We start from the raw sequence: 21146 nt of genomic DNA on the forward strand, positions 1-21146 counted from the left end.
GATCGATGCTCGATGATGGCACGTCGAGGACCGCCGGAATGACGGGCAGGGCGTCCCGATGCCATCACGTGATCAGGCTGTAACCGCTCGTTCGACCAACGCCAGCGCCTCTCGCGGGAGTTCCCCGCGGTGTTCCACGGCACCACTCAGCCAGTGGACCCGCGGGTCGCGCCGGAACCACGAGTCCTGACGGCGCGCGAAGCGTTTGGTGGCGCGTACGGTCTCAGCGCGCGCCTCGTCTTCGGTGCACTCCCCCGCGAGCGCCGCGAGCACCTGCTGGTAGCCGAGCGCGCGGGCGGCCGTGCGCCCCTCCCGCAGCCCCTGCGCCTCCAGGGTGCGCACCTCCTCCACGAGTCCGGCCTCCCACATCCGGTCCACGCGCAGGGTGATCCGCTCGTCGAGCTCGGGGCGTTCCACGTCCACGCCGATCTGCACGGTGTCGTAGACCGAGTCCGGTCCGGGCAGGTTGGCGGTGAAGGGCTTGCCGGTGATCTCGATGACCTCCAGGGCCCGGACGATGCGACGGCCGTTGCTGGGCAGGATCGCGCGCGCGGCCTCGGGGTCGGCGGCGGCGAGGCGGGTGTGCAGGGCGCCGGAGCCCCGCTCCTCCAGCTCGGCCTCCAGGCGGGCCCGTACGGCCGGGTCGGTGCCCGGGAACTCGAGGGCGTCGATCGCGCCCCGTACGTACAGACCTGAGCCGCCGACCAGGACGGGGGTACGGCCGGCGGCGAGCAGCCGGTCGATCTCGGCGCGCGCGAGGCGCTGGTACTCGGCGACGCTGGCGGCCTCCGTCACGTCCCAGATGTCGAGGAGATGGTGGGGGACGCCACCACGCTCCTCGAGCGTCAGCTTGGCGGTACCGATATCCATCCCTCGGTAGAGCTGCATCGAGTCGGCGTTGACGACCTCGCCGCCGAGCTGCTGGGCCAGAAATACACCCAGATCGGACTTTCCGGCCGCTGTAGGACCGACGACGGCGATGACCCGCGGGGCGGGAGCTGCACTTCTCACCGCCCCAGTCTCGCAAACCTCACGACGGGTCCCCGAATGAGCGACGTGACGGCCCGCAACCGGGTTCGTTGCCAGTTGCGAGGTTCCGACCGCCGGTTTCCGTACCGGCTGCGCCGGGTGGCGCAACAGGGCGCCCCGGGCGCCGCGGGGCTTTTCCCACACGAGTACGCTATGGAGTGGAAATGGGCGTTTTTGCAATGTTTCGCCGGAAGGGCAAGGAAGCCGCCGAGGCGTCAACGGAGGAGGCCCAGGCCGTCGCCCTGACGGACGCGCCGGAGGAGACGGAGGCTGTCTCGCAGGCCGGGGACGCGTCCGAGCCCGACACGGCGGAACGTACCGAGGTCGACGGGACCGCGGAGACGGCCGAGGTGGTCGAGGTCGTCGAGGCGGTGGAGATCCCCAAGCAGCAGTCGGCCGAGGAGGCCGCGGACAACGAGGCCGGCGAAGGCGCCCGGAAGTAGTTCCTGGACGTAGTTCCTGGAGACGGGGCACGGCCTACGGACTCACCGGAGGGAAGGTGACCCATGGGTCTCCTGGATTCACTGAAGGCCAAGCTCGCTCCGGCCAAGGACAAGGTCTCCGGCCTCGCGCAGCAGCACGAGGAGAAGATCGACCACGGCTTGGACAAGGCCGCGAAGCTGGTCGACGAGAAGACCAAGGGCAAGTACAGCGCCAAGATCGAATCGGGCACCGGCAAGGCCAAGCACGCCTTGGACCGGATCGCCCACAAGGACGGCGGCCCGAAGGGCGAAGGCCCGACGCCGCCGCCGGCCGCCTGACACCAGGCGTCACCTGACAATCCCTCCGCACGGCGGACGGCCGCGAAGCAGAACGCTCCGCGGCCGTCCGCCGTTCGTCGTCCGCGTTTCGTCGTCGGGGCCCGTGACGACCGTTACGCCCAGGCGGCCACGAAGTAGCCGACGCCATAGGGGGCGTCCTCGTACAGCAACCGGCCTTCGAGGTCCGCGCCCTGGGCGGCGCCCGCGAGGACCTGCCAGGGGGCCCGGCCGGCCGCCTTCAGCTCGTACGCCAGCTTCTCGTCCAGCGCGAGAAGGCCGTCCAGGTCCGCCGTGCCCAGCGCGCGGGCGGCCTCCGCGTCGAAGGCGGCGGCGCGTTCGTCCAGATAGCCGGGGGCCTTGAGTGTCCGGCAGGCGCTGCCGTCCCCCATCACCAGGAGCGCCACCCGTTCGGCCGCCGCGGCCAGCCCACGACCGGTGGCGACACAGCCGGCGGGCTCCAGCGACTCGCCTACCCCGAGCGCCTCGACCGGAGCGTCGGCCCAGTCGGTGTGCTCCAGGAGCCAGGCGGCGACGGCGAGCGAGGCGGGCAGCGGCCGTTCTCCGGCAGGCCCGTCGCCGAGCCGTACGGAGAGATCGACACCGAAGCCGGCGAAGCTTCCCGCCGAACCGGCGGGGAACGGTCCGCGCGCGCCCTCGGCGGCCGGTCCGACGACGTACAAGCGGTCGGGCCGGGAGGCGGCGAGCAGCGCGAGGGCGTCGGAACAGGCCGTCCTGGCGGCGGCGAGCTCGCGTGCGGCCCCGGCCGCGACGTCGGGCACGAGCAACGGAGGGCAGGGGCAGACGGCTGCGGCGACAAGCATGATCCGCAGCCTAGCGGGGCAACGGCAACGAGGTCAGCGGCTGCCCGGGAGGTCCGTGCGGCCCAGCCAGGACGGCCGGGCCGGCACACCGGCGTCCCAGGCGGGCGGGGGCGCGGGCGGCTCGGGTTCCCGCACCGGCTCGGGCGTGTTCTCCGACACCGTCTCGGGCTCCGGTTCCTGCGCCTCCTCAGGCTCGGGCCGGGCCTCGCGCTCGCGCTCGGGCTCGGGCTCGGGCTCGGGGGCGTTGCTGTCGTACAGCAGCTCCGCGACGGTGAACCGGCAGTGGAAGGTCTGCCAGACCCCGTCCAGGATCAGCAGAAAGCCGTCCCCGTCCTGGTACAGCACGCGCCGCCTGTCCTTGGCGGGATGCATGGGCTGGAAGTACCGCGCGCGTTCGCGCAGCACCTCCATCGCCTCTTCACGGGTGCCTGTGACATGGGCGATGACCGCCGGAGCCCACATCCGGCGCTCGTTGCCGAATCCGACCGTCTGCTCGACGATCAGCCCCCACCTCGTCAACGTGATCCCCCCGATCCGCCCCGCGTTCAGTGGGCGGCCGAGCAGCCCTCGACGGCCGGAGGGAGCGGCTCCGGGGCGCCGATCTTCGGCAGGCCCAGCAGCACGCCCGCGGGCTTCGCGGCGGCCGCGGTGGTGCGCTTCTCCCAGGCGTCGCCGGCGCGGGTACGGCGTACCGACGTCGTCGGGCCCTCGGCGAGCAGGTGGTGCGGGGCGGCGTAGGTGATCTCGACGGTCACCACGTCACCCGGGCGGACCTCCGCCTCGGGCTTGGTGAAGTGGACGAGCCGGTTGTCGGGGGCGCGGCCGGAGAGACGGTGGGTGCTGCCGTCCTTGCGACCCTCGCCCTCGGCGACCATGACCTCCAGCGTCCGGCCGACCTGCTTCTTGTTCTCCTCCCAGGAGATCTCCTCCTGGAGCGCGACGAGACGCTCGTAGCGCGCCTGCACGACCTCCTTGGGGATCTGCCCGTCCATCTCGGCCGCGGGGGTCCCGGGCCGCTTGGAGTACTGGAAGGTGAACGCGTTGGCGAAACGCGCCTCGCGCACGGTGTGCATGGTCTCCTCGAAGTCCTCCTCGGTCTCGCCGGGGAAGCCCACGATGATGTCGGTGGAGATGGCGGCGTGCGGGATGGCGGCGCGCACCTTCTCGATGATGCCGAGGAAACGCTCCTGCCGGTAGGAGCGGCGCATCGCCTTGAGGATGGTGTCCGAGCCGGACTGCAGCGGCATGTGGAGCTGCGGCATGACGTTCGGGGTCTCCGCCATGGCGGCGATCACGTCGTCCGTGAAGTCGCGCGGGTGCGGCGAGGTGAAGCGGACCCGCTCCAGGCCCTCGATCGTGCCGCAGGCGCGCAGCAGCTTGGAGAACGCCTCGCGGTCGCCGATGTCGGAGCCGTACGCGTTGACGTTCTGGCCGAGCAGGGTGATCTCGGAGACGCCCTCGGCGACCAGGGCCTCGATCTCGGCGAGGATGTCGCCGGGCCGGCGGTCCTTCTCCTTGCCGCGCAGCGCCGGGACGATGCAGAAGGTGCAGGTGTTGTTGCAGCCGACGGAGATCGACACCCAGGCGGCGTACGCGGACTCGCGCCGGGTCGGGAGCGTGGAGGGGAAGGCCTCCAGCGACTCGGCGATCTCGATCTGGGCCTCTTCCTGGATGCGGGCGCGCTCCAGGAGGACGGGCAGCTTGCCGATGTTGTGCGTACCGAAGACGACGTCGACCCAGGGGGCCTTCTTGACGATCGTGTCGCGGTCCTTCTGGGCGAGACAGCCGCCGACGGCGATCTGCATGCCCGGGCGCGTGGTCTTCATGGGGGCGAGCCGGCCGAGGTTGCCGTACAGCTTGTTGTCGGCGTTCTCGCGGACCGCGCAGGTGTTGAAGACGACGACGTCGGCGTCGCCGTCGGAGCCCTCGGGGGCGCGGACGTAGCCGGCGTCCTCCAGCAGACCGGAGAGCCGCTCGGAGTCGTGGACGTTCATCTGGCACCCGTAGGTGCGCACTTCGTAGGTTCGCTGGACGTCCACTGCCTGGCTCCGGTCGCTGCTGGTCATGGAACAAGGGTATGCGGTGCCGGGCATTGCCCCGCGCCGGTGGCCTAGGCGATGGCTCCGGCAGCGGCATCGACCGCCACCGCGAGCTGGGACCTGAGCGTTCCCGCGTCGGGCCGGAGCGCGCCGTTGAAGGCCGCGGAGCCGATGGTGAAGGCGTCGGCGCCTGCGGCTGCCAGGCCCCGTATCTGGGCGGGGGTGGTGATGCTGCCGGCCACGACCAGCCGGCCGGTGGTCGCGGCGCGGGCGGCGTGGACGAGGGCGAGCGGGTCGGCGTCGGTGGCCCGGTAGGCGAGGAGGTCGACGCCGGCGCAGCCCGCGGTCTCGGCCCGGCGGCAGTCGTCGGCTATCCGGGCCGGGTCTCCGGCGAGGGTGGTGGGGTGGCCGAGCGGTTCGCCCGCGAAGGGGAGGTAGTCGATGCCGGTGCCGGCGAGGAGGGCCAGGGTCTCGTCGACCCAGATGCCGCCCATGAGCCGGTCGACGCCGAGGTCGATCGCCGCCCTCACCGAGTCGAGGGCCTGCTCGCGGGTGATGCTGACCACCTCGAGGTAGCTGGTGGCGCCCATGTCCTTGATGCGCCGGTGGAGGACGTGGAGAGTCCCCGGGTCGGCGCCGATGTCCTTGAAGCCGATGTGGCCGATGCCGAGGTCCCCGACGGTGTCGAGGACGTCCAGGCAGTCCGTGACCGTCCTGTCGTCACGGGTGAGCATGAAGATGAAGTCCACGAGGATCCTCCGGGTCGGGTGCGGGTGCGGGTGCGGGTGCGGGGTCGGGCTCCGGGTCGGGGTCCGGGTCGGGGGCGGGCTCCGGGTCGGGGGCGAGGGCAGGGGCCAGCTCGTCGGCCTGGTGCAGGGCGGTGAGCAGGCTGGTGTGGTCGGCGGTGCCCTGTCCGGCGAGGTCGAAGGCCGTGCCGTGGTCGACGCTGGTCCGCACGAACGGCAGGCCGATGGTGATGTTCACGCCGTGCTCCAGGCCCAGGTATTTGACGGGTATGAGTCCCTGGTCGTGGTACTGGGCGACGACGGCGTCGAACTCACCGGCGCGGGCGCGCATGAAGACCGTGTCGGCGGGCCACGGGCCGCTGGCGTCGATGCCTTCCCGCCGGGCGGCCAGGACGGCGGGTCCGATGATGTCGAGGTCCTCGCGTCCGAAGAGCCCGTTCTCCCCCGCGTGCGGGTTGAGCGCGGCGACGGCGATACGCGGCCGGGTCCCGCCGCCGGCGCGGAGCGTACGGTCGGTCAGCCTGATGATCTCCAACTCACGGGCTGTCGTGAGGGAGTCGAGGGCCGTGCGCAGTGACTGGTGGACGGTGACCAGGACGATCCGCAGCTCGTCGTTGGCCATCATCATCGCGTAGTCGCTCGTGCCCGAGAGCTCGGCGAGGATCTCCGTGTGCCCCGGGTAGGGCAGCCCGGCCAGGCGCAGCGCCTCCTTGTTGATCGGTGCGGTGGTGAGGGCCCGGACCTCGCCGCGGAGTGCGAGTTCGACGCCACGGCGTACGTACTGGAAGCAAGCCTCTCCGGCGCGGGCGTCCACCGTGCCGACCCGCAGGTCGGCGGGGAGTGTGCCTTCGGTCAGGACATCGATGGTTCCGGGACTGTGGCTCGCCTGCGCGAGGGAGTCGATCGGTCGCACGGTCAGCTCCGTGCCCGTGGTGCGGCAGGCCCGGGCGAGCGTGTACGGGTCGCCGATGACGACGAACGGGGAGCGACGCCGCGGGTCCGCGTACGCCTTGACGGTGATCTCGGGCCCGATGCCGTTCGGGTCGCCCATGGTGACGGCGATGGGGGTCGTCACGAGTCCGCCCCCGTCCCGGCGCCGCGCACGAGAAGCCGGCAGAGCCGGTCGAGTGCGCCCTCGTCACCGAATCCGCCCGCTTTGATCAGTACGGGGATCCGGGGCGGGCTGAGCAGCACGCCGCGCGCGACCCCCGGTTCCGGTTCGTCGAACAGGTCGATGCCGGTGGCCCCGAGGGCCTCGAGGACCGCGACGGCGGTCTCTCCACCGGTCAGCACGAGTCCGTCGACCGCACCGGTCGCCGCCAACTCCCGTACCGCCACGGCCAGATCGCTCGTGAGCGAGCCGGGGGAAGCGCGCCGGGCATCGGGGGTGTGGACGGCGAGCGTGAGGGCCGGGGATCGCCGCAGGGCGTCGACGGCCGCGGCCGGGTCGTCGGCGGCATCGGCGGCGTCCACGTCGGCGCGCGTCCGCAACCGGTCCAGCTGGCGGCGGGTGGCCGGATGCGCGCTGCCGACGACCACCAGCGGACGGCGGGCGCCCGGCAGCTCGGGCGGCGCGGCCGCAGGGGTACGGGAGTGGTGCCGGGCCAGCGCCGCGGCGAGCCCCGGGGAGCCCACCCAGAGCACGTCGCCCGCCCGCGGCACCGAGGAGATCAGGAGGTCGAGGTCGGCGTCCGTGGCCGCCGAGCAGACGAACACGCCGCCCCCGTCGATCAGTTCGGGCAGCTTCCCGAACCCGTCGGGTTCGAGGAGCTCGGCCTCCGGCAGCAGCCGCGCGAGGTCGGAGGAGCGGACCGGGTGGGCCGGGTCGCGGGCGAAGTCGGTCTCGTGGACCGGTACGCCCTCGACGTACTGGACGCCCCGGATCGTGGTCCTGCCCTCGGCGGGAAACGCGGGGGCGACGACGACGGCCTGTCGCCGCGATCCGGCGTGAGCGGCGCGGATCTCGGCCGCCAGGTGGCCCCGCAGGGTGGAGTCGACGGTCTTGACGAGCAGGTCGGCCCCGGCGAACCTGCGGGCGGCCCGCTCGGTCCGGATCGCGGCCGCCGGCTCGTCGAGCAGGCGGCTGCCGAGGTCGACGGCGACCACGTTCCCATAGGCGATCCCATCGGCTGTCCCATCGGCCGTCCAGTCGGAGAAACCGTCGGCGGCGAGCTCGGCGGCGAGCAGGACCTGCGCACGGTGTCCGGTTCTGCGGAACGGAGCCGCGCCGTCGCCGGCGCTGGTGAGATCGTCCGCGAGGACCGCGATGGTCGACGCGGGATCGGTCTGAGGTCCCACCCGCACAGGTCCCACGCTCATACGCCGTCCTCCTCGAATCGCCGTTCGGTGACGACATCAACACTGGCGCCCGGAAAGCACCTGGACAAGCGATTCCTTCTCACTCCATCTGTGAGTAGATTTCACACGTGCGCTGGCCCGACCTCCCCCCGCTGAACGCGCTGCTCCCCTTCGAGGCGACCGTGCGGCACGCGAGCATGACCCGGGCCGCCCAGGAACTCCACGTCACCCACGGTGCGGTCAGCCGCCAGATCCAGAACCTGGAGAAATCCCTCGGCGTCACGCTCTTCGAGCGTGGGACCCGGTCGCTCCGGCCCACCGCGCAGGCCCGCCGGCTCGCGGCCGCCGTCCGCGACGCGCTCGACCAGGTCGACACGGCCGCCCGGGAGGTCTCGCGGCGCGAGCGCGGCGGCCCGCTCGCGCTGTCCTGCGAGCCCACGCTGCTCATGCGCTGGCTCATCCCGCGCCTGCCGGATCTCGCCGTCCAGGTGCCCGAGCTCACCGTGCACCTGTCGGCGGGCGGCGGGCCCGTCTCCTTCGAACGGGACCCCGTCGACGTCGCTCTGCGCCGCGACGACTTTCCCGTACCGGGGGACGTGCACCGCGCGCCGCTCTTCGCCGAAAGGATCGGCCCCGTCTGCAGCCCGGATCTGGCGGAGCGGTTCGAGGGCAAGGGCGGTGTCGTCGGCGTGCCGATCCTGCACACGAGCACCCGGCCGGGGGCGTGGGACGACTGGCGGCGCCTCACCCGCTTCCGGGTCGAGGCCGCCGCGGAGCAGACCTTCGAGCACTTCTATCTCGCGCTGCAGGCGGCCGTCGCGGGCGTGGGCGTGGCCATCGGCCCGTACGCGCTCGTCCACGACGACCTGATGCGCGGGCAGCTGGTCGCGCCTTTCGGCCTGGTCGCGGATGGCACGGGCTATCAGCTGCTCAGCCCGCAGACACCCGGGCAGGACAGCCGGATCGCCCTCCTCCTCGGATGGCTGCGGACCCAGGCGGCCGAGCTGTGAGGACGTTCACACAGCGGGCGGACCGGCGGCCCGGCGGGGCGACCGGCCTGGCCAGTGTGGGGAGTGAGCTGGCAGGATCGCGCCATGCTCGCCTCGCTCTCCCGTGCCGCCCGCCGTCGCCTCCTCCAGGCGTCGGCGGCGCTTCTGGTGGTGTGCGGGCTGCTGGTGTGGTGGCTCGTTCCGTTCGGTACACCCGCGCCGAGCGGCCGCGTCACGTTCAGTACGGGCGTTCCCACCGGCGTCTACCAGCGGTACGGCGAACTGCTGCAGCAGGCCCTCGCCCGCGACCTGCCGGACGTCTCGATAACGCTCAAGGACAGCGAGGGCTCCCAGCAGAACCTCGCCCGGCTGGCCTCCGGCGAGGCGGACTTCACCATCGCGGCTGCCGATGCCGTCGCCCAGTACCAGCGGGACCGGAAGCCGGGGTTCGACCGGCTGCGCGGCTGCGCGCGCCTCTACGACGACTACGTACAGCTCGTGGTCCGCAAGGGGTCGGCCGCGAAGTCGGTGGCCGATCTGCGCGGGCTGCGCGTCGGTGTCGGCCAGGAGGGCTCCGGGGTCCGGCTCATCGCGGACCGGGTCCTCGCGGCGGGCGGCCTCACCCCCGACATCGACATCGAACCGGTGTCCGCCGGCATCGACACCATGCCGGGTCTCCTGGAGCGCGGTGAGCTGGACGCGTTCTTCTGGTCCGGCGGCCTTCCCACGCAGGCGGTCCAGGCCCTCTCCCAGCGCTTTCCGGTACGGCTCGTCCCGCTGGACGCCGCCCTGGTCGACAACCTCCACGACGTCGGCGAGTCGACCCGCCACTACCGCTCCGCGGTCATCCCCGCGGACGCCTACGCCCAGGCGCAGGACGGGCAGCCGGTGGAGACGCTGGCGGTGGCGAACCTCCTGGTGACGACGGACGCGGCGGATTCGTCCCTGGTGGAGGGTTTCACGCGCACCGTGATCAGAAGCCGCGATCGGATCGGCGGCCAGGTGCATCCGGCGCAGCTGGTGGATCTGCGGACCGCGATCTACACGGAACCTCTGAGCCTGCACGAGGGCGCGCGGCGCTACTACCGCTCCGTGAAACCGTAGGGGCCCACTCGGGTCGGCGCCCGGCCGCCGCACGCCCCGAGCGGTGGCTCCTCGTCCTGGGTCCGCCGGCAGGGGCCGGGTATCCGGTCACGTGCCGTCCGGCGGTGGCCCGGACCGAGCCGGACGAGGACTCCGGCCGTCACCGCCCCTGCGGAGCCGTCCTCGGCACCGTGACCGTCACCCGCAGCCCGTGCGGCTCGTTCGGCGCGTAGGCGATCGAGCCGCCCCCCGCCGCCAGCAGCACCCGGGAGATGGACAGGCCCAGACCCGAGCCGTTGATGTTCTGGTGGCGGTTGCTGCGCCAGAAGCGGTCGCCGACCCGGTCGAGCTCCTCGGGCGTCAGCCCCGGCCCGTGGTCCGCCACCACGATCGTGCAGGTGTCTCCGCCGGCCGTCACGGTGACGGTGACCTCTTCCCCCTCCGGGGTGAACTTGAGCGCGTTGTCGATCACCGCGTCGAGCGCGCTGGAGAGCGCCACCGGGTCCGCCCAGGCCGTCACCGCCCGTCGCTCGCCGCTCAGCCGTACGCCCTTCTCCTCGGCGAGCGGGCGCCAGGCCGCGATCCGCTCGGCCGCCATCGCGCCGATGTCGGCGAGGCGCAGATCCGCGGCGGCGTGCTCGGCGAGCGCGAGGTCGAGCAGGTCGTCGAGAACCCGCGCGAGCCGCTTGCCCTCCGTACGGACGGAGGCGATCTCCTCGTTGCCCTCGGGGAGTTCGAGGGCGAGCAGCTCGATGCGGAGCAGGAGCGCGGAGAGCGGGTTGCGCAGCTGGTGGGAGGCGTCGGCGACGAAGGCGCGCTGCTGCTCCAGGACGTCCTCGACGTTGTCGGCCATCTCGTTGAACGAACGGGCCAGGCGGCGCAGTTCGGGCGGTCCGCCGGCCGCGGCGACCCGGGACTTCATCCGGCCGGTGGCGATGTCGTGGGTGACGGCGTCCAGCACACGGACCGGGCGCAGCACCCAGCCGGTGAGCCGGAAGGCGGCGCCGACGGCGAGCAGCATCGCCGCGAACTCGCCGGCCGCGATGATCAGCCAGCCGCTCAGAATGCGGGAACGCAGCTGCCCGGTGGGCGAGTCGGTGACCACGACGGCGACGACGTCACCGTCCCGTACGACCGGGGAGGCGATCGTGAGGCGGGCGTCCGGCTGCCACGGCCAGACCTGCGGCGGGTCGTGACTGCGGCGGCCGAGCAGCGCCTCGTTGAAGGCCCGCCGGCCCTCGCCCGCGTAGGGGACGACCCAGTCCTCGGGCGCGGCGGCCATGGCCCGGTTGTCGCGGTAGAAGATGCCGGTACGGATGCCGTACACGTCGTGGTAGCTGGCGAGTTCACCGTTGAGCGTGATGCGGCGCTCGTCGAGCCAGGGGTCGGTCTCGTTGACGAACTGGGCGAGCGCGGCGAACCGCGCCGCGTCGTCGAGCCGGTCGACGACCACGCGCTGCTGTTCGGAGGCGGCGAGGCTGGCGGCGAGCGGGAAGCCGAGGGCGAGCAGGACCCCGGCCATGAGGACGATGAGGAGCGGGAGGAGACGGGTACGCACGTGAGGGATCCGGGCGGCTACGCGGCCGGGGCGACCAGGCGGTAGCCGACGCCGCGCACGGTCTCGATCAGGGCGGGCATCGCGAGCTTGGCGCGCAGCGAGGCGACGTGCACCTCGAGTGTGCGGCCGGTCCCCTCCCAGCTGGTGCGCCAGACCTCGCTGATGATCTGCTCGCGCCGGAAGACCACACCGGGCCGCTGGGCGAGCAGGGCGAGCAGGTCGAACTCCTTGCGCGTGAGCTGCACGGCGGTGCCGTCGACGCTGACCCGGCGGGTGGGCAGCTCGATGACGACGGAGCCGAGCCGCAGCGCGGAGTCGTCGCCGGCCGCACCGGACTCGTCGCCACCGGTCGAGCGCCGGCTGACGGCGTGGATCCGGGCGAGCAGTTCTCCGGTGTCGTACGGCTTGACGACGTAGTCGTCGGCCCCGAGATTGAGCCCGTGTATGCGCGAACGGACGTCGGCGCGCGCGGTCACCATGATCACGGGGGTGGTGGTGAGCTTACGGATCCGGCCGCAGACCGTGTACCCGTCCTGGTCGGGCAGCCCGAGGTCGAGCAGGATCACGCCGTACGACGGGCGCTCCCCGTGCGCGGCGGGCAGCACCGCCTGCAGCGCCTCCTCGCCGTTGCGGGCGTGCGTGACCGAGAACCCGTGCTTCGCCAGTACGGCGGACAGGGCCGCGGCGACATGGTCGTCGTCCTCGACGAGCAGCAGTCTCATGGCCCCCCTCCAGTGGCTTCGTGTCTCGTGGCTCGTGGCTTGTGGCTCGTGGCTTGTGGCTTGTGGCTTGTGGCTTGTGGCTTGTGGCTTGTGGCTGCGCGGCTCGTGGCCGTGCGGCTTCGTACCGTACGGCTTCATGCCCCGCGGTTGTGCGGCTGTGCGATTTCGCGGCCTGATGATCGCGTGATGGCTATCTGTGTACCAGGGCATGAACGCCGATCGTCGGTGTCACAGTCAAGTGTCCCCCAGTTACGTCGGGGTATCTGTTATGGACCCGGTACGCCACCGGGCGTCCCGTTCACGCAGTGTGTCCGGTTGCGGCCGTATCGTTATCCTCAATTTCCGCTCAGATGTAATGACGGTCGTCGCACGACGTGCCTAGTGTCCTCCCCAACCGAGGAGGACGGAGCAAGAAGCCGATGAGCGGAGTGTCAGTGACCAAGGGCTCGGAAAACGCCGTACCGGCGGCGGGCGACCTGGTCGTGCTGTCCAACGTGAACAAGCACTTCGGCGCGCTGCATGTGCTCCAGGACATCGACCTGACGATCGCCCGGGGCGAAGTCGTGGTCGTCATCGGACCCTCCGGGTCCGGCAAGTCCACGCTGTGCCGCACCATCAACCGCCTGGAGACGATCGACTCCGGCACCATCACCATCGACAACCGGCCGCTGCCCCAGGAGGGCAAGGAGCTGGCCCGGCTGCGCGCCGACGTCGGCATGGTCTTCCAGTCCTTCAATCTCTTCGCGCACAAGACCGTGCTCGAGAACGTGATGCTGGGACAGGTCAAGGTCCGCAAGGCCGACAAGAAGGCCGCAGAGAACAAGGCCCGCGCGCTGCTCGACCGGGTGGGTGTCGGTACCCAGGCGGACAAGTACCCCGCGCAGCTCTCCGGCGGACAGCAGCAACGCGTCGCGATCGCCCGTGCGTTGGCGATGGACCCGAAGGTCATGCTGTTCGACGAGCCGACCTCGGCCCTCGACCCCGAGATGATCAACGAGGTTCTTGAGGTCATGCAGCAACTGGCGCGTGACGGGATGACGATGGTCGTCGTCACCCATGAGATGGGTTTCGCCCGTTCCGCCGCCAACCGCGTGGTGTTCATGGCGGACGGCAGGATCGTCGAAGAGGCCACGCCCGACCAGTTCTTCAGCAACCCGCGAAGCGACCGGGCCAAGGACTTCCTTTCGAAAATCCTGCACCACTGACGACGGTCAGCCCTCATGCTTCACCCTGCAGATCAACAACCCACGAACCAAGGGATGTTCACATGAAGCTCCGCAAGACCGCGGCCGTGGCCGTCGCCGTGCTCGCGCTGACCGCGACCGCCTGTGGTGGCAAGGAGGGCTCGGCCGGCGACAAGCCCGCCGTGAAGCCCGGCGACTCGAGCGCCCCGCAGCTTCCCAAGTACATCGTCGCCACCGACGTGAGCCTGGACTCGCCGACCTTCAAGAAGGCGAAGGAGCGCGGCAAGCTGATCATCGGCTCCAAGGCCGACCAGCCCTACCTCGGCTTCGAGGACCAGGCCACCAAGGAGCGGTCCGGCTTCGACATCGAGATCGCCAAGATGATCGCGGCGGAGCTCGGCTTCACCGAGGACAAGATCGAGTGGATGACCGTCGACTCCAAGGCCCGCGAGTCGACGATCTCGCTCGGCAAGATCGACTACTACGTCGGTACGTACACGATCAACGACAAGCGCAAGGCGCTCGTCGGCTTCGCGGGTCCTTACTACAAGGCCGGCGCCGACCTCCTGGTCCGCAAGGACGAGACCGCGATCACCGGTCCGCAGAGCCTCAAGGGCAAGAAGGTCTGCTCCATCACGGGCTCCACCCCGCTGCAGGAGATCAAGAAGCCCGAGTACGGTGCCCAGACCGTCGAGCTCGCCAAGTACTCGGACTGCGTGCAGCAGCTGCTCACCAAGCAGGTCGACGCCGTCACCACGGACGACTCGATCCTCAAGGGCTACGCCGCCGCCAACGCCGGCAAGCTCAAGGTGGTCGGCAAGCCGTTCACCGAGGAGCCCTACGGCGTCGGCATGAACAAGGACGACAAGGTCCTGCGCGCCAAGGTCAACGACATCCTTGAGAAGAAGATCCAGGACGGCACGTACAAGAAGATCTACGAGGCGACTCTGGGTCTGTCCGGCTCCGCGTACGTTGCGCCGCCGGCCGTCAACCGCTACTGACAGCACGCTTGAACGCGAGCGCCCCGTACGGGAGTACGGGGCGCCGCTCCCCTGCGCGCGCCTCACCCTTGCCTTGCCCGTATGCCTTGTCCGTAGGCCGCTGACCGCCGACGCGGAGACCTCATGAACGTACTGCTCGACCATTTCCCGGAGTTCCGCGACGGCTTCATAGGAACCGTGTCGATCACCGCCGTCAGCTCGGTCATCGCGCTGGTCCTCGGCATCATCGTCGCCGGCTTCCGGGTCTCGCCCGTCCCTCCGCTGCGCTTCTTCGGCACAGCCTGGGTCACGCTGCTGCGCAACACCCCGCTGACGCTGCTCTTCCTCGTCTCGTTCTTCGTTGTCCCGGAGATCTTCTTCCCGGGCATGAGCCCCTTCGTGCTCGGCTCGCTCGCGCTGGGCTTCTACACCTCCGCATTCGTCTGTGAGGCCGTCCGCTCCGGCATCAGCACCGTGCCGCTCGGTCAGGCGGAGGCCGCCCGCTCACTGGGAATGACGTTCTTTCAGACGCTGCGGATGATCGTGCTGCCGCAGGCCACCCGGACCGTACTGCCGCCGCTGAGCTCGATCTTCATCGCCCTCACCAAGAACTCGGCTATCGCCGGCGCCTTCAGCGTCACCGAACTCTTCGGCTGGCAGACACTGATGAGCGAGCAGGGCTACGCCATCGGCCCGATCTTTGTCTGGGTGGCCGCCGCGTACCTGGTCGTCACCTTCACCATCAGCGGGATCTTCCGTCTCCTTGAGCGCCGCATGGAGGTCGCCCGATGAGTGCCAGCGTTCTCTACGACACCCCGGGCCCCAAGGCGCGCGTCCGCAACCGGATCTACGCCGCTCTGGGCACTGTGGCCATCATCGCGCTCGTCGCCGTGAGCATCCTCCGGCTCGGGGACAAGGGTCATCTCGACCCGGCGATGTGGGACATCTTCAACTACGCGGGCATCCGGCAGAACATCGCCGAGGCTCTCCTCTCCACCCTGAAGGCGTTCGGTCTCGCGGCCGTCGGTTCGCTCGTTCTCGGTGTCCTGCTCGCTGTCGCCCGGCTGTCCGACCACCGGCCCGTCCGCGTGGTGGCCACCGGCTTCATCGAGGTCTTCCGCTCCATCCCGCTGCTGATCACGATCTACGCCGTGTGGGTCGGCTTCCTCGTCGACTACTCGATGTGGGCCCTCGCCCTCGGCCTGTCGATCTACAACGGGTGCGTCCAGGCCGAGGTCCTGCGCGCCGGCGTGAACTCGGTGCCGAAGGGCCAGCGCGAGGCCGCGTACGCCCTGGGCATGAGCAAGACCCAGGTGATGACGAACGTCCTGATGCCGCAGGCCGTCCGGGCGATGCTGCCGACGATCATCAGCCAGCTGGTGGTCACCCTGAAGGACACCTCGCTCGGCTTCGTCATCCTCTACCCCGAACTGCTCTACTCGGCCCGGCTGATCGCCTCCAACACGCAGGTCAACGGCCAGTACCCGTACGTCTCCACGATCGTGGTCTTCGGCGCCATCTACATCGCGCTGTGTCTGGCGCTCTCCGCGCTGGCGACGTGGATCGAGAAGCGGGGCCGGCGGGCGAAGACCGGGATCGCGGTCCACGCGGCGGCCGACCCGGCGGAGGCGCCCGGAGTGCTGGACGACGCGGCGCCCACGGGTACCGGTGACGGGCCCGACGTGGCCGACGGGCCTGGTATCACGAAGAACTGACAGTATGTGACATCATCCGGGGGCAGTGGCGGTCGCGCCGCTGCCCCCGTCACTTGACGCAAGCACCCGCAGTGGGTTGCATACGTTCTGTGATCACGCACCGGGCTCGCGCCACACTTCGCTGTGCTACCCGCATGACCGAACGGCCTTCAGGAGCCGCGCCGTGGACCCGGTGATCATCGTCGGCGCGGGGCCCGTGGGCCTCGCGCTCTCCCTTGCCCTGGCCTCGCAGGGCGTACCCAGCGTCGTCCTGGACGAGGGCCCGGGCAAGGAGGAACCGCGCCCCGCCCGGACCGTCGTGCTGCGCGCCGACATGGCCGCGATGATGGAACGGCTCGGCTGCGCCACCCTCCGTGACGAGGGGGTCCGCTGGGTCGGCTGGCGCTCACTGCGACGCAAGCAACAGATGAGGCACATCGAGCTTGATCTCGGCCTCGGTGGTACGGAGAGTGACGGCGGGGGCGGCCTGGTGGCTCCGCTGCACATCCCGCAGCACGCCCTCGCGCGCGGCCTGCGCGACGCGATCGCCGGCCAGGAGCTCGTCCAGCTCGTCACCGATGCCCGTCTCGACACGATCGAGCAGGACGCGAGCGGCGTCACCGCACACACCCGACGCCCCGGATCCGGCCTCAGTCCCAGCCCCAGCCCCAGCCCCAGCTCCGGCTCCGGCTCCGGCTCCGGCGGGACCTGGTGGCGCGGCAGCCATCTGGTCGGCTGCGACGGCGCCCGCTCCACGGTCCGCAAGCTGCTCTCCATCCGCTTCCCCGGCCGTACGGCGGTGGAGCGGCACGCCGTCGCCGCGCTGCGCACCGAACTCCCCTGGCCCGGTGAGGCCCTGTTGCACCGTCAGCCGCCGTGGCGGGGCGGCGGCGACGAGATCACGGCCCGCCCGCTGCCCGACGGGGTCTGGCGGATCGACTGGCTGCTGCCGCCGCGCGGGGAGCTCGTCACGCCCGACGCGCTGGTCACCAGGATCCGCGACACCCTGGCGGGCTGGTGCGGCGGCGAGACACCCCCGTACGAGTTGATCGACACCGGCGTCCACACGCTGCACCACCGGCTCGCCCGGCGCTGGCGCGTGGACCGGGTCTTCCTCGCGGGCGACGCCGCGCATCTGCTGGGCGCCGTCGGCACCCAGGGCCTCGACGAGGGGCTGCGGGACGCCGACAACCTGGCCTGGAAGCTCGCGTACGCCTGGCACCACGGGGCCTCGGACACGCTGCTCGACAGCTACCAGAGCGAGCGGCGGGCGGCCGTGGCCTCCCGGTTGCGGGCCGCCGACCAGTCGCTGCCCGTGCTGCGCGGCGGCGGGGGGCTGCGGACGTATCTCGCGGGTGGCTCACGCGGTCACGACTCCCTGCTGACGGATGGTCACCTGGGGCGCGGCCCGCTGGGCGCGCCCCCCGCGTACCCGCACTCCCCCCTCGCGCCCCAGGACGCCGGTGCGTCCCGGACGCCGGTCGGCACGGGCGCCGGCGCGCCGGTCGAGGACGTCCCCGTCACCGCCCCCGACGGCACGACCGTACGGCTGCGGGACCGGCTCGGTCAGGGGCGGCTCCTGGTGGTCCTGGTCGCGCCCGGGACGGGTGTGTGGGACCGGCGGCACTGGATGAGCGCCGGCGTGATGCCCCGGCTCGTGGAGGCGGTGCGGGCCCTGCCCGTGAAGGCGGAGCTGCTGGTGACCGAGGCGTACCCGGGCGCCGCGGCCCACACGGTCCTGCTGGTACGGCCGGACGGGCATCTGGTCGCGTCGTTCCCCGGAGTCCGGCCGGAGGAGCTGTACGCGGCGGCGGACGCGACCCGGGGTGGTTCGACGGCCGCCGAGGCGGCTGCCGAGAAGAACCGCACCGCGGACATCAATTGACCCTCACAGGCGTACATGGTGTACTCCGGAGCGTGACCGACACCGATGTGTGCCTGTGGCGGAGGGTCCATATGGACCTCGTCCGCTACGCGGGCTGCGTGTGTCGCCCGTCCTGCTGAATTCGCCCCTCCCCTCGCGCGCCCCTCGCCGCTGACGTCGGCGTACTCTCGCGCGCTTCTCCCCGCGAACCCTCAGGACGGTCTCCCGTGACCCAGCACGTCTCAGCGCCCTCCGCGGTCTCCTCCGGCTCCCCCGCCCCCATCGTTCCTCTCGCCCCCATCGCCCCCGTCGCCCCGACCGAAGCGGACCTTCTGGACTTCGTCCGCCGCACCGCGGCGGACACCGACCTGGTCGACTCGCTGCCGCTCGATCCCGAGGGCCGTACCTGGGTACGGCTCGACGGGCCCGGCGGCAGCGAGGCCTGGCTCATCGGCTGGCCGCCCGGCACCGGCACCGGCTGGCACGACCACGCCGAGTCGCGCGGCGCGTTCGCCACCGCACGCGGCGCCCTGAAGGAGAACTCCCTGGCGGTGCGACTGCCTTCGGGCGGCTGGAAGACCCTGGAACTGGCCGACGGGGTCGACCGGGAGCGGACCTTGCCGGCGGGCAAGGGCCGTGCGTTCGGGCGGCACCATGTGCACGAGGTGCTCAACGAGTCCCGTGACGCGCACGCCGTGTCGGTCCACGCGTACTACCCGCCGCTCCCCCTGATCCGGCGCTTCAGCCGGTCGGGCGCGGTGCTCCGTCTTGAGCAGGTCGAGCGTCCGGAGGACTGGCAGTGAGCGAGCGCGGCGCAACCGAGCCCGTGGGGATCGACACGCTGCTGGAGCGGGTCAGGTCCGGCCTGGACCGTATCGATGCGCGCGCGGCCTACGAGGCGTACGAGGCGGGTGACGCGCTCCTGGTCGACATCCGGTACGCGGCGCTGCGCGGCCGGGACGGGCTGATCCCCGGCGCGCTGGTCGTGGAGCGCAACGAGCTGGAGTGGCGGCTCGATCCGCTGGGCAGCCATCGCGCGCCGGAGGCGAACAGTCACGACCTGCGGGTGGTGGTGCTCTGCAACGAGGGCTACGCGTCCTCGCTGGCGGCCGCCTCGCTGCGGCAGCTGGGGCTGCACCGGGCGACCGATGTGATCGGCGGCTTCCAGGCGTGGAAGGGGGCGGGCCTTCCGGTGCTGCTGTCCGGGGCGAGCGGTCAGCCGGTACGGCCGTGGCAGGCTCCCGGCCGCTGAGACCTGAAGTCGCGTACGGAGCGGGCCGGGACGGGCCGGGGCGAGCCGTGCAGGCCTGACGGGTCGCCGGCGGACCTCCGGCCCCTTCGGTCCGAGGGTCCGGGCGGACCGCTGCTCTCCGCCTTCCGCCCTCCTGCTCCCCGTCCCGTCTAGAAGGGCTCTTCCAGCCCCTCCGTGTCCTCGCCCTCTTCCTCCAGGGCCTGTCTGACGACCCGCAGGGCCATGCCCTCCGGGTATCCCTTGCGGGCGAGCATCCCCGCGAGCCTGCGGAGCCGGCGGTCCCGGTCGAGCCCGCGGGTGGCGCGGAGCTTGCGGTCGACGAGCTCGCGCGCGGTGATCTCCTCCTGCTCGGAGTCCAGTTGCCCCACCGCGTCCTGGATCAGCGAGGGGTCGACGCCCTTGGTGCGCAGCTCGCGGGCGAGCGCCCGGCGGGCCAGCCCGCGCCCGTGGTGCCGGGACTCGACCCACGCGTCCGCGAAGGCGGCGTCGTCGATCAGCCCGACGTCCTCGAAGCGGGAGAGGACCTCCTCGGCGACCTCGTCGGGGATCTCACGCTTGCGCAGGGCGTCGGCGAGCTGCTTGCGCGTACGGGGGGTCCCGGTGAGCAGGCGCAGGCAGATCGCCCGCGCCCGCTCAGCCGGATCCTGGGGCGACAGCTCCTTCTCGGCCCTCGACGAGTCGGGGCTGTCGCCCGGCCATTCGGTGCGACCGGTCACCGGGTCAGCTCTTGGCTGCCGGGGCCTTGGTCGCCTTGGTGGCCTTGGCCGCCGGGGCGGTCTTCGCCGCCTCGTCCGTGGCCGCGGCCTCCGTGCCACCCGCGGCGTCCGCACCCGCCTCGGCCGGCGCGGCGCCCGGACGGACGCCGACGCCCAGCTTCTCCTTGATCTTCTTCTCGATCTCGTCGGCGAGGTCGGGGTTGTCCTTCAGGAAGTTGCGGGCGTTCTCCTTGCCCTGGCCGAGCTGGTCGCCCTCGTACGTGTACCAGGCGCCGGCCTTGCGCACGAAGCCGTGCTCCACGCCCATGTCGATCAGGCCGCCCTCTCGGCTGATGCCCTGGCCGTAGAGGATGTCGAACTCGGCCTGCTTGAAGGGCGGCGCGACCTTGTTCTTGACGACCTTGACGCGGGTGCGGTTACCGACCGCGTCCGTGCCGTCCTTGAGGGTCTCGATGCGGCGGATGTCGAGACGCACCGACGCGTAGAACTTCAGGGCGCGGCCACCGGTCGTGGTCTCGGGCGAGCCGAACATCACGCCGATCTTCTCGCGGAGCTGGTTGATGAAGATCGCGGTGGTCTTGGACTGGTTGAGCGCGCTGGTGATCTTCCGGAGGGCCTGGCTCATCAGACGGGCCTGGAGACCCACGTGCGAGTCACCCATCTCACCCTCGATCTCCGCACGCGGGACGAGCGCGGCGACGGAGTCGATGACGATCAGGTCGAGGGCGCCGGAGCGGACCAGCATGTCGACGATCTCGAGGGCCTGCTCACCGTTGTCCGGCTGGGACAGGATGAGGTTGTCGATGTCGACCCCGAGCTTCTTCGCGTACTCGGGGTCGAGGGCGTGCTCGGCGTCCACGAACGCGACCTGGCCGCCGGCCTTCTGGGCGTTGGCGACGGCGTGCAGGGTCAGGGTCGTCTTACCGGAGGACTCCGGTCCGTAGATCTCCACGACACGGCCGCGGGGCAGTCCGCCGACACCGAGGGCGATGTCGAGGGCGGTCGAGCCGGTGGAGATCACCTCGATCGGCTCCTGGGTGCGGTCGCCCATGCGCATCACGGCACCCTTGCCGAATTGCCGTTCAATCTGCGCGAGGGCGGCATCGAGTGCCTTCTCGCGGTCGGTACCTGCCATGGGTTCCACCCGGTTTGCTTGAGTCGATCGCTTCATGTGAAAGACGCTAACCCCTGCCACTGACAATGGGCCCCGGCGTCCCTCCGACCTGTGGATAACTCGCCCATAACCCCGCGATTCCAGGGGCCGGAATCCCATAAGAATGGATGTTCGATTTTGATGTCAAGCGCACCACGCCCGGATCCGGGTGCGGTCCTGTGACTGAGCGTTCCGGTTGGCCACTGAGCGCCGCACTTGGCCGATCGGGTTCGGGCAAGGACCGGGACGCGCGTTGC

The 21146-nt window shown here is 71.2% G+C and carries 23 protein-coding genes; 12 read left to right on the plus strand and 11 right to left on the minus strand.

Annotated elements, in window-relative coordinates; translation table 11 throughout:
• Positions 1 to 72: 72 nt before the first annotated feature.
• Positions 73 to 1011 carry a tRNA (adenosine(37)-N6)-dimethylallyltransferase MiaA gene (gene miaA, locus FDM97_RS25980; protein ID WP_137992898.1) on the minus strand — a complete coding sequence of 313 codons (939 nt, stop codon included), beginning with the start codon at positions 1009 to 1011 and terminating at the stop codon, positions 73 to 75.
• Positions 1012 to 1193: 182 nt separating this feature from the next.
• On the opposite strand from miaA, the gene FDM97_RS25985 reads away from it, so the two are divergent.
• Both FDM97_RS25985 and FDM97_RS25990 read left to right on the plus strand, forming a co-directional pair.
• Positions 1194 to 1472: a hypothetical protein gene (locus FDM97_RS25985; protein ID WP_137992899.1), complete on the plus strand. Its 279-nt coding sequence runs from the start codon at positions 1194 to 1196 to the stop codon at positions 1470 to 1472.
• Positions 1473 to 1535: 63 nt separating this feature from the next.
• A complete protein-coding gene (locus tag FDM97_RS25990) occupies positions 1536 to 1790 on the plus strand; it encodes an antitoxin (protein WP_137992900.1) in 255 nt (84 codons plus the stop codon).
• 113 nt (positions 1791 to 1903) lie between these two features.
• Here FDM97_RS25990 and FDM97_RS25995 read toward each other — a convergent pair whose 3' ends face one another.
• Genes FDM97_RS25995 through FDM97_RS26020 form a run of 6 tightly spaced genes read right to left on the minus strand, consistent with a single transcriptional unit; the run spans position 1904 to position 7715 of the window.
• Positions 1904 to 2611, minus strand: coding sequence for a class III extradiol dioxygenase subunit B-like domain-containing protein (locus tag FDM97_RS25995; protein ID WP_137992901.1), 708 nt, complete (start codon positions 2609 to 2611; stop codon positions 1904 to 1906).
• A gap of 33 nt (positions 2612 to 2644) precedes the next feature.
• Complete coding sequence (locus FDM97_RS26000) at positions 2645 to 3130, minus strand: hypothetical protein (protein ID WP_137992902.1); 486 nt, start codon at positions 3128 to 3130, stop codon at positions 2645 to 2647.
• A 26-nt stretch (positions 3131 to 3156) separates the two neighbouring features.
• Positions 3157 to 4677: a tRNA (N6-isopentenyl adenosine(37)-C2)-methylthiotransferase MiaB gene (miaB, locus tag FDM97_RS26005; protein ID WP_137992903.1), complete on the minus strand. Its 1521-nt coding sequence runs from the start codon at positions 4675 to 4677 to the stop codon at positions 3157 to 3159.
• A 44-nt stretch (positions 4678 to 4721) separates the two neighbouring features.
• Positions 4722 to 5399, minus strand: a complete 678-nt coding sequence (locus FDM97_RS26010) for a HisA/HisF-related TIM barrel protein (RefSeq protein ID WP_137992904.1) — start codon at positions 5397 to 5399, stop codon at positions 4722 to 4724.
• Positions 5371 to 6471, minus strand: a complete 1101-nt coding sequence (gene pdxA / locus FDM97_RS26015; protein ID WP_254705761.1) for a 4-hydroxythreonine-4-phosphate dehydrogenase PdxA — start codon at positions 6469 to 6471, stop codon at positions 5371 to 5373. The genes FDM97_RS26010 and pdxA overlap by 29 nt, the downstream gene beginning before the upstream one ends.
• Positions 6468 to 7715, minus strand: coding sequence for a four-carbon acid sugar kinase family protein (locus tag FDM97_RS26020; protein ID WP_137992905.1), 1248 nt, complete (start codon positions 7713 to 7715; stop codon positions 6468 to 6470). The genes pdxA and FDM97_RS26020 overlap by 4 nt, the downstream gene beginning before the upstream one ends.
• A 107-nt stretch (positions 7716 to 7822) precedes the next feature.
• Here FDM97_RS26020 and FDM97_RS26025 point away from each other — a divergent pair, with 107 nt between their 5' ends.
• Entirely contained in the window at positions 7823 to 8704 is an 882-nt protein-coding gene (locus FDM97_RS26025) for a LysR substrate-binding domain-containing protein (protein WP_217510268.1), read from the plus strand.
• An 84-nt stretch (positions 8705 to 8788) separates the two neighbouring features.
• Entirely contained in the window at positions 8789 to 9787 is a 999-nt protein-coding gene (locus FDM97_RS26030; protein ID WP_137995034.1) for a TAXI family TRAP transporter solute-binding subunit, read from the plus strand.
• Between the two features lie 139 nt (positions 9788 to 9926).
• Here FDM97_RS26030 and FDM97_RS26035 read toward each other — a convergent pair whose 3' ends face one another.
• The gene (locus FDM97_RS26035) at positions 9927 to 11324 is read right to left on the minus strand and encodes a sensor histidine kinase (RefSeq protein WP_137992906.1); all 1398 of its coding nucleotides are present in this window, start codon (positions 11322 to 11324) and stop codon (positions 9927 to 9929) included.
• 17 nt (positions 11325 to 11341) lie between these two features.
• Positions 11342 to 12046, minus strand: a complete 705-nt coding sequence (locus tag FDM97_RS26040) for a response regulator transcription factor (RefSeq protein ID WP_137992907.1) — start codon at positions 12044 to 12046, stop codon at positions 11342 to 11344.
• 419 nt (positions 12047 to 12465) lie between these two features.
• On the opposite strand from FDM97_RS26040, the gene FDM97_RS26045 reads away from it, so the two are divergent.
• From FDM97_RS26045 to FDM97_RS26075, 8 genes are all read left to right on the plus strand, one after another.
• A complete protein-coding gene (locus FDM97_RS26045; RefSeq protein ID WP_137992908.1) occupies positions 12466 to 13251 on the plus strand; it encodes an amino acid ABC transporter ATP-binding protein in 786 nt (261 codons plus the stop codon).
• A gap of 62 nt (positions 13252 to 13313) precedes the next feature.
• Entirely contained in the window at positions 13314 to 14231 is a 918-nt protein-coding gene (locus tag FDM97_RS26050) for a glutamate ABC transporter substrate-binding protein (protein WP_137992909.1), read from the plus strand.
• A gap of 123 nt (positions 14232 to 14354) precedes the next feature.
• Positions 14355 to 15002, plus strand: coding sequence for an amino acid ABC transporter permease (locus FDM97_RS26055; RefSeq protein ID WP_137992910.1), 648 nt, complete (start codon positions 14355 to 14357; stop codon positions 15000 to 15002).
• On the plus strand, positions 14999 to 15925 hold the full coding sequence (locus FDM97_RS26060; protein ID WP_137992911.1) for an amino acid ABC transporter permease: 927 nt from the start codon (positions 14999 to 15001) through the stop codon (positions 15923 to 15925). Before FDM97_RS26055 ends, FDM97_RS26060 begins: the two co-directional genes overlap by 4 nt.
• Before the next feature lie 163 nt (positions 15926 to 16088).
• Positions 16089 to 17789, plus strand: a complete 1701-nt coding sequence (locus FDM97_RS26065; RefSeq protein WP_137992912.1) for an FAD-dependent monooxygenase — start codon at positions 16089 to 16091, stop codon at positions 17787 to 17789.
• Between the two features lie 47 nt (positions 17790 to 17836).
• Positions 17837 to 17908 carry a putative leader peptide gene (locus tag FDM97_RS37025; protein ID WP_316247164.1) on the plus strand — a complete coding sequence of 24 codons (72 nt, stop codon included), beginning with the start codon at positions 17837 to 17839 and terminating at the stop codon, positions 17906 to 17908.
• A 141-nt stretch (positions 17909 to 18049) separates the two neighbouring features.
• Positions 18050 to 18571, plus strand: coding sequence for a cupin domain-containing protein (locus FDM97_RS26070; RefSeq protein WP_254705963.1), 522 nt, complete (start codon positions 18050 to 18052; stop codon positions 18569 to 18571).
• Positions 18562 to 19020, plus strand: a complete 459-nt coding sequence (locus tag FDM97_RS26075) for a rhodanese-like domain-containing protein (RefSeq protein WP_137992914.1) — start codon at positions 18562 to 18564, stop codon at positions 19018 to 19020. The genes FDM97_RS26070 and FDM97_RS26075 overlap by 10 nt, the downstream gene beginning before the upstream one ends.
• A gap of 149 nt (positions 19021 to 19169) precedes the next feature.
• Here the strand turns inward: FDM97_RS26075 and recX are convergent, their stop codons facing one another.
• Positions 19170 to 19736, minus strand: a complete 567-nt coding sequence (recX, locus tag FDM97_RS26080; protein ID WP_137992915.1) for a recombination regulator RecX — start codon at positions 19734 to 19736, stop codon at positions 19170 to 19172.
• A 4-nt stretch (positions 19737 to 19740) separates the two neighbouring features.
• Positions 19741 to 20880 (minus strand): recombinase RecA, encoded by a 1140-nt coding sequence (recA, locus tag FDM97_RS26085; RefSeq protein ID WP_137995035.1) that lies wholly within the window; start codon positions 20878 to 20880, stop codon positions 19741 to 19743.
• Between the last annotated feature and the right edge of the window lie 266 nt (positions 20881 to 21146).

The organism is Streptomyces vilmorinianum, assembly GCF_005517195.1.
Lineage (GTDB): Bacteria > Actinomycetota > Actinomycetes > Streptomycetales > Streptomycetaceae > Streptomyces > Streptomyces vilmorinianum.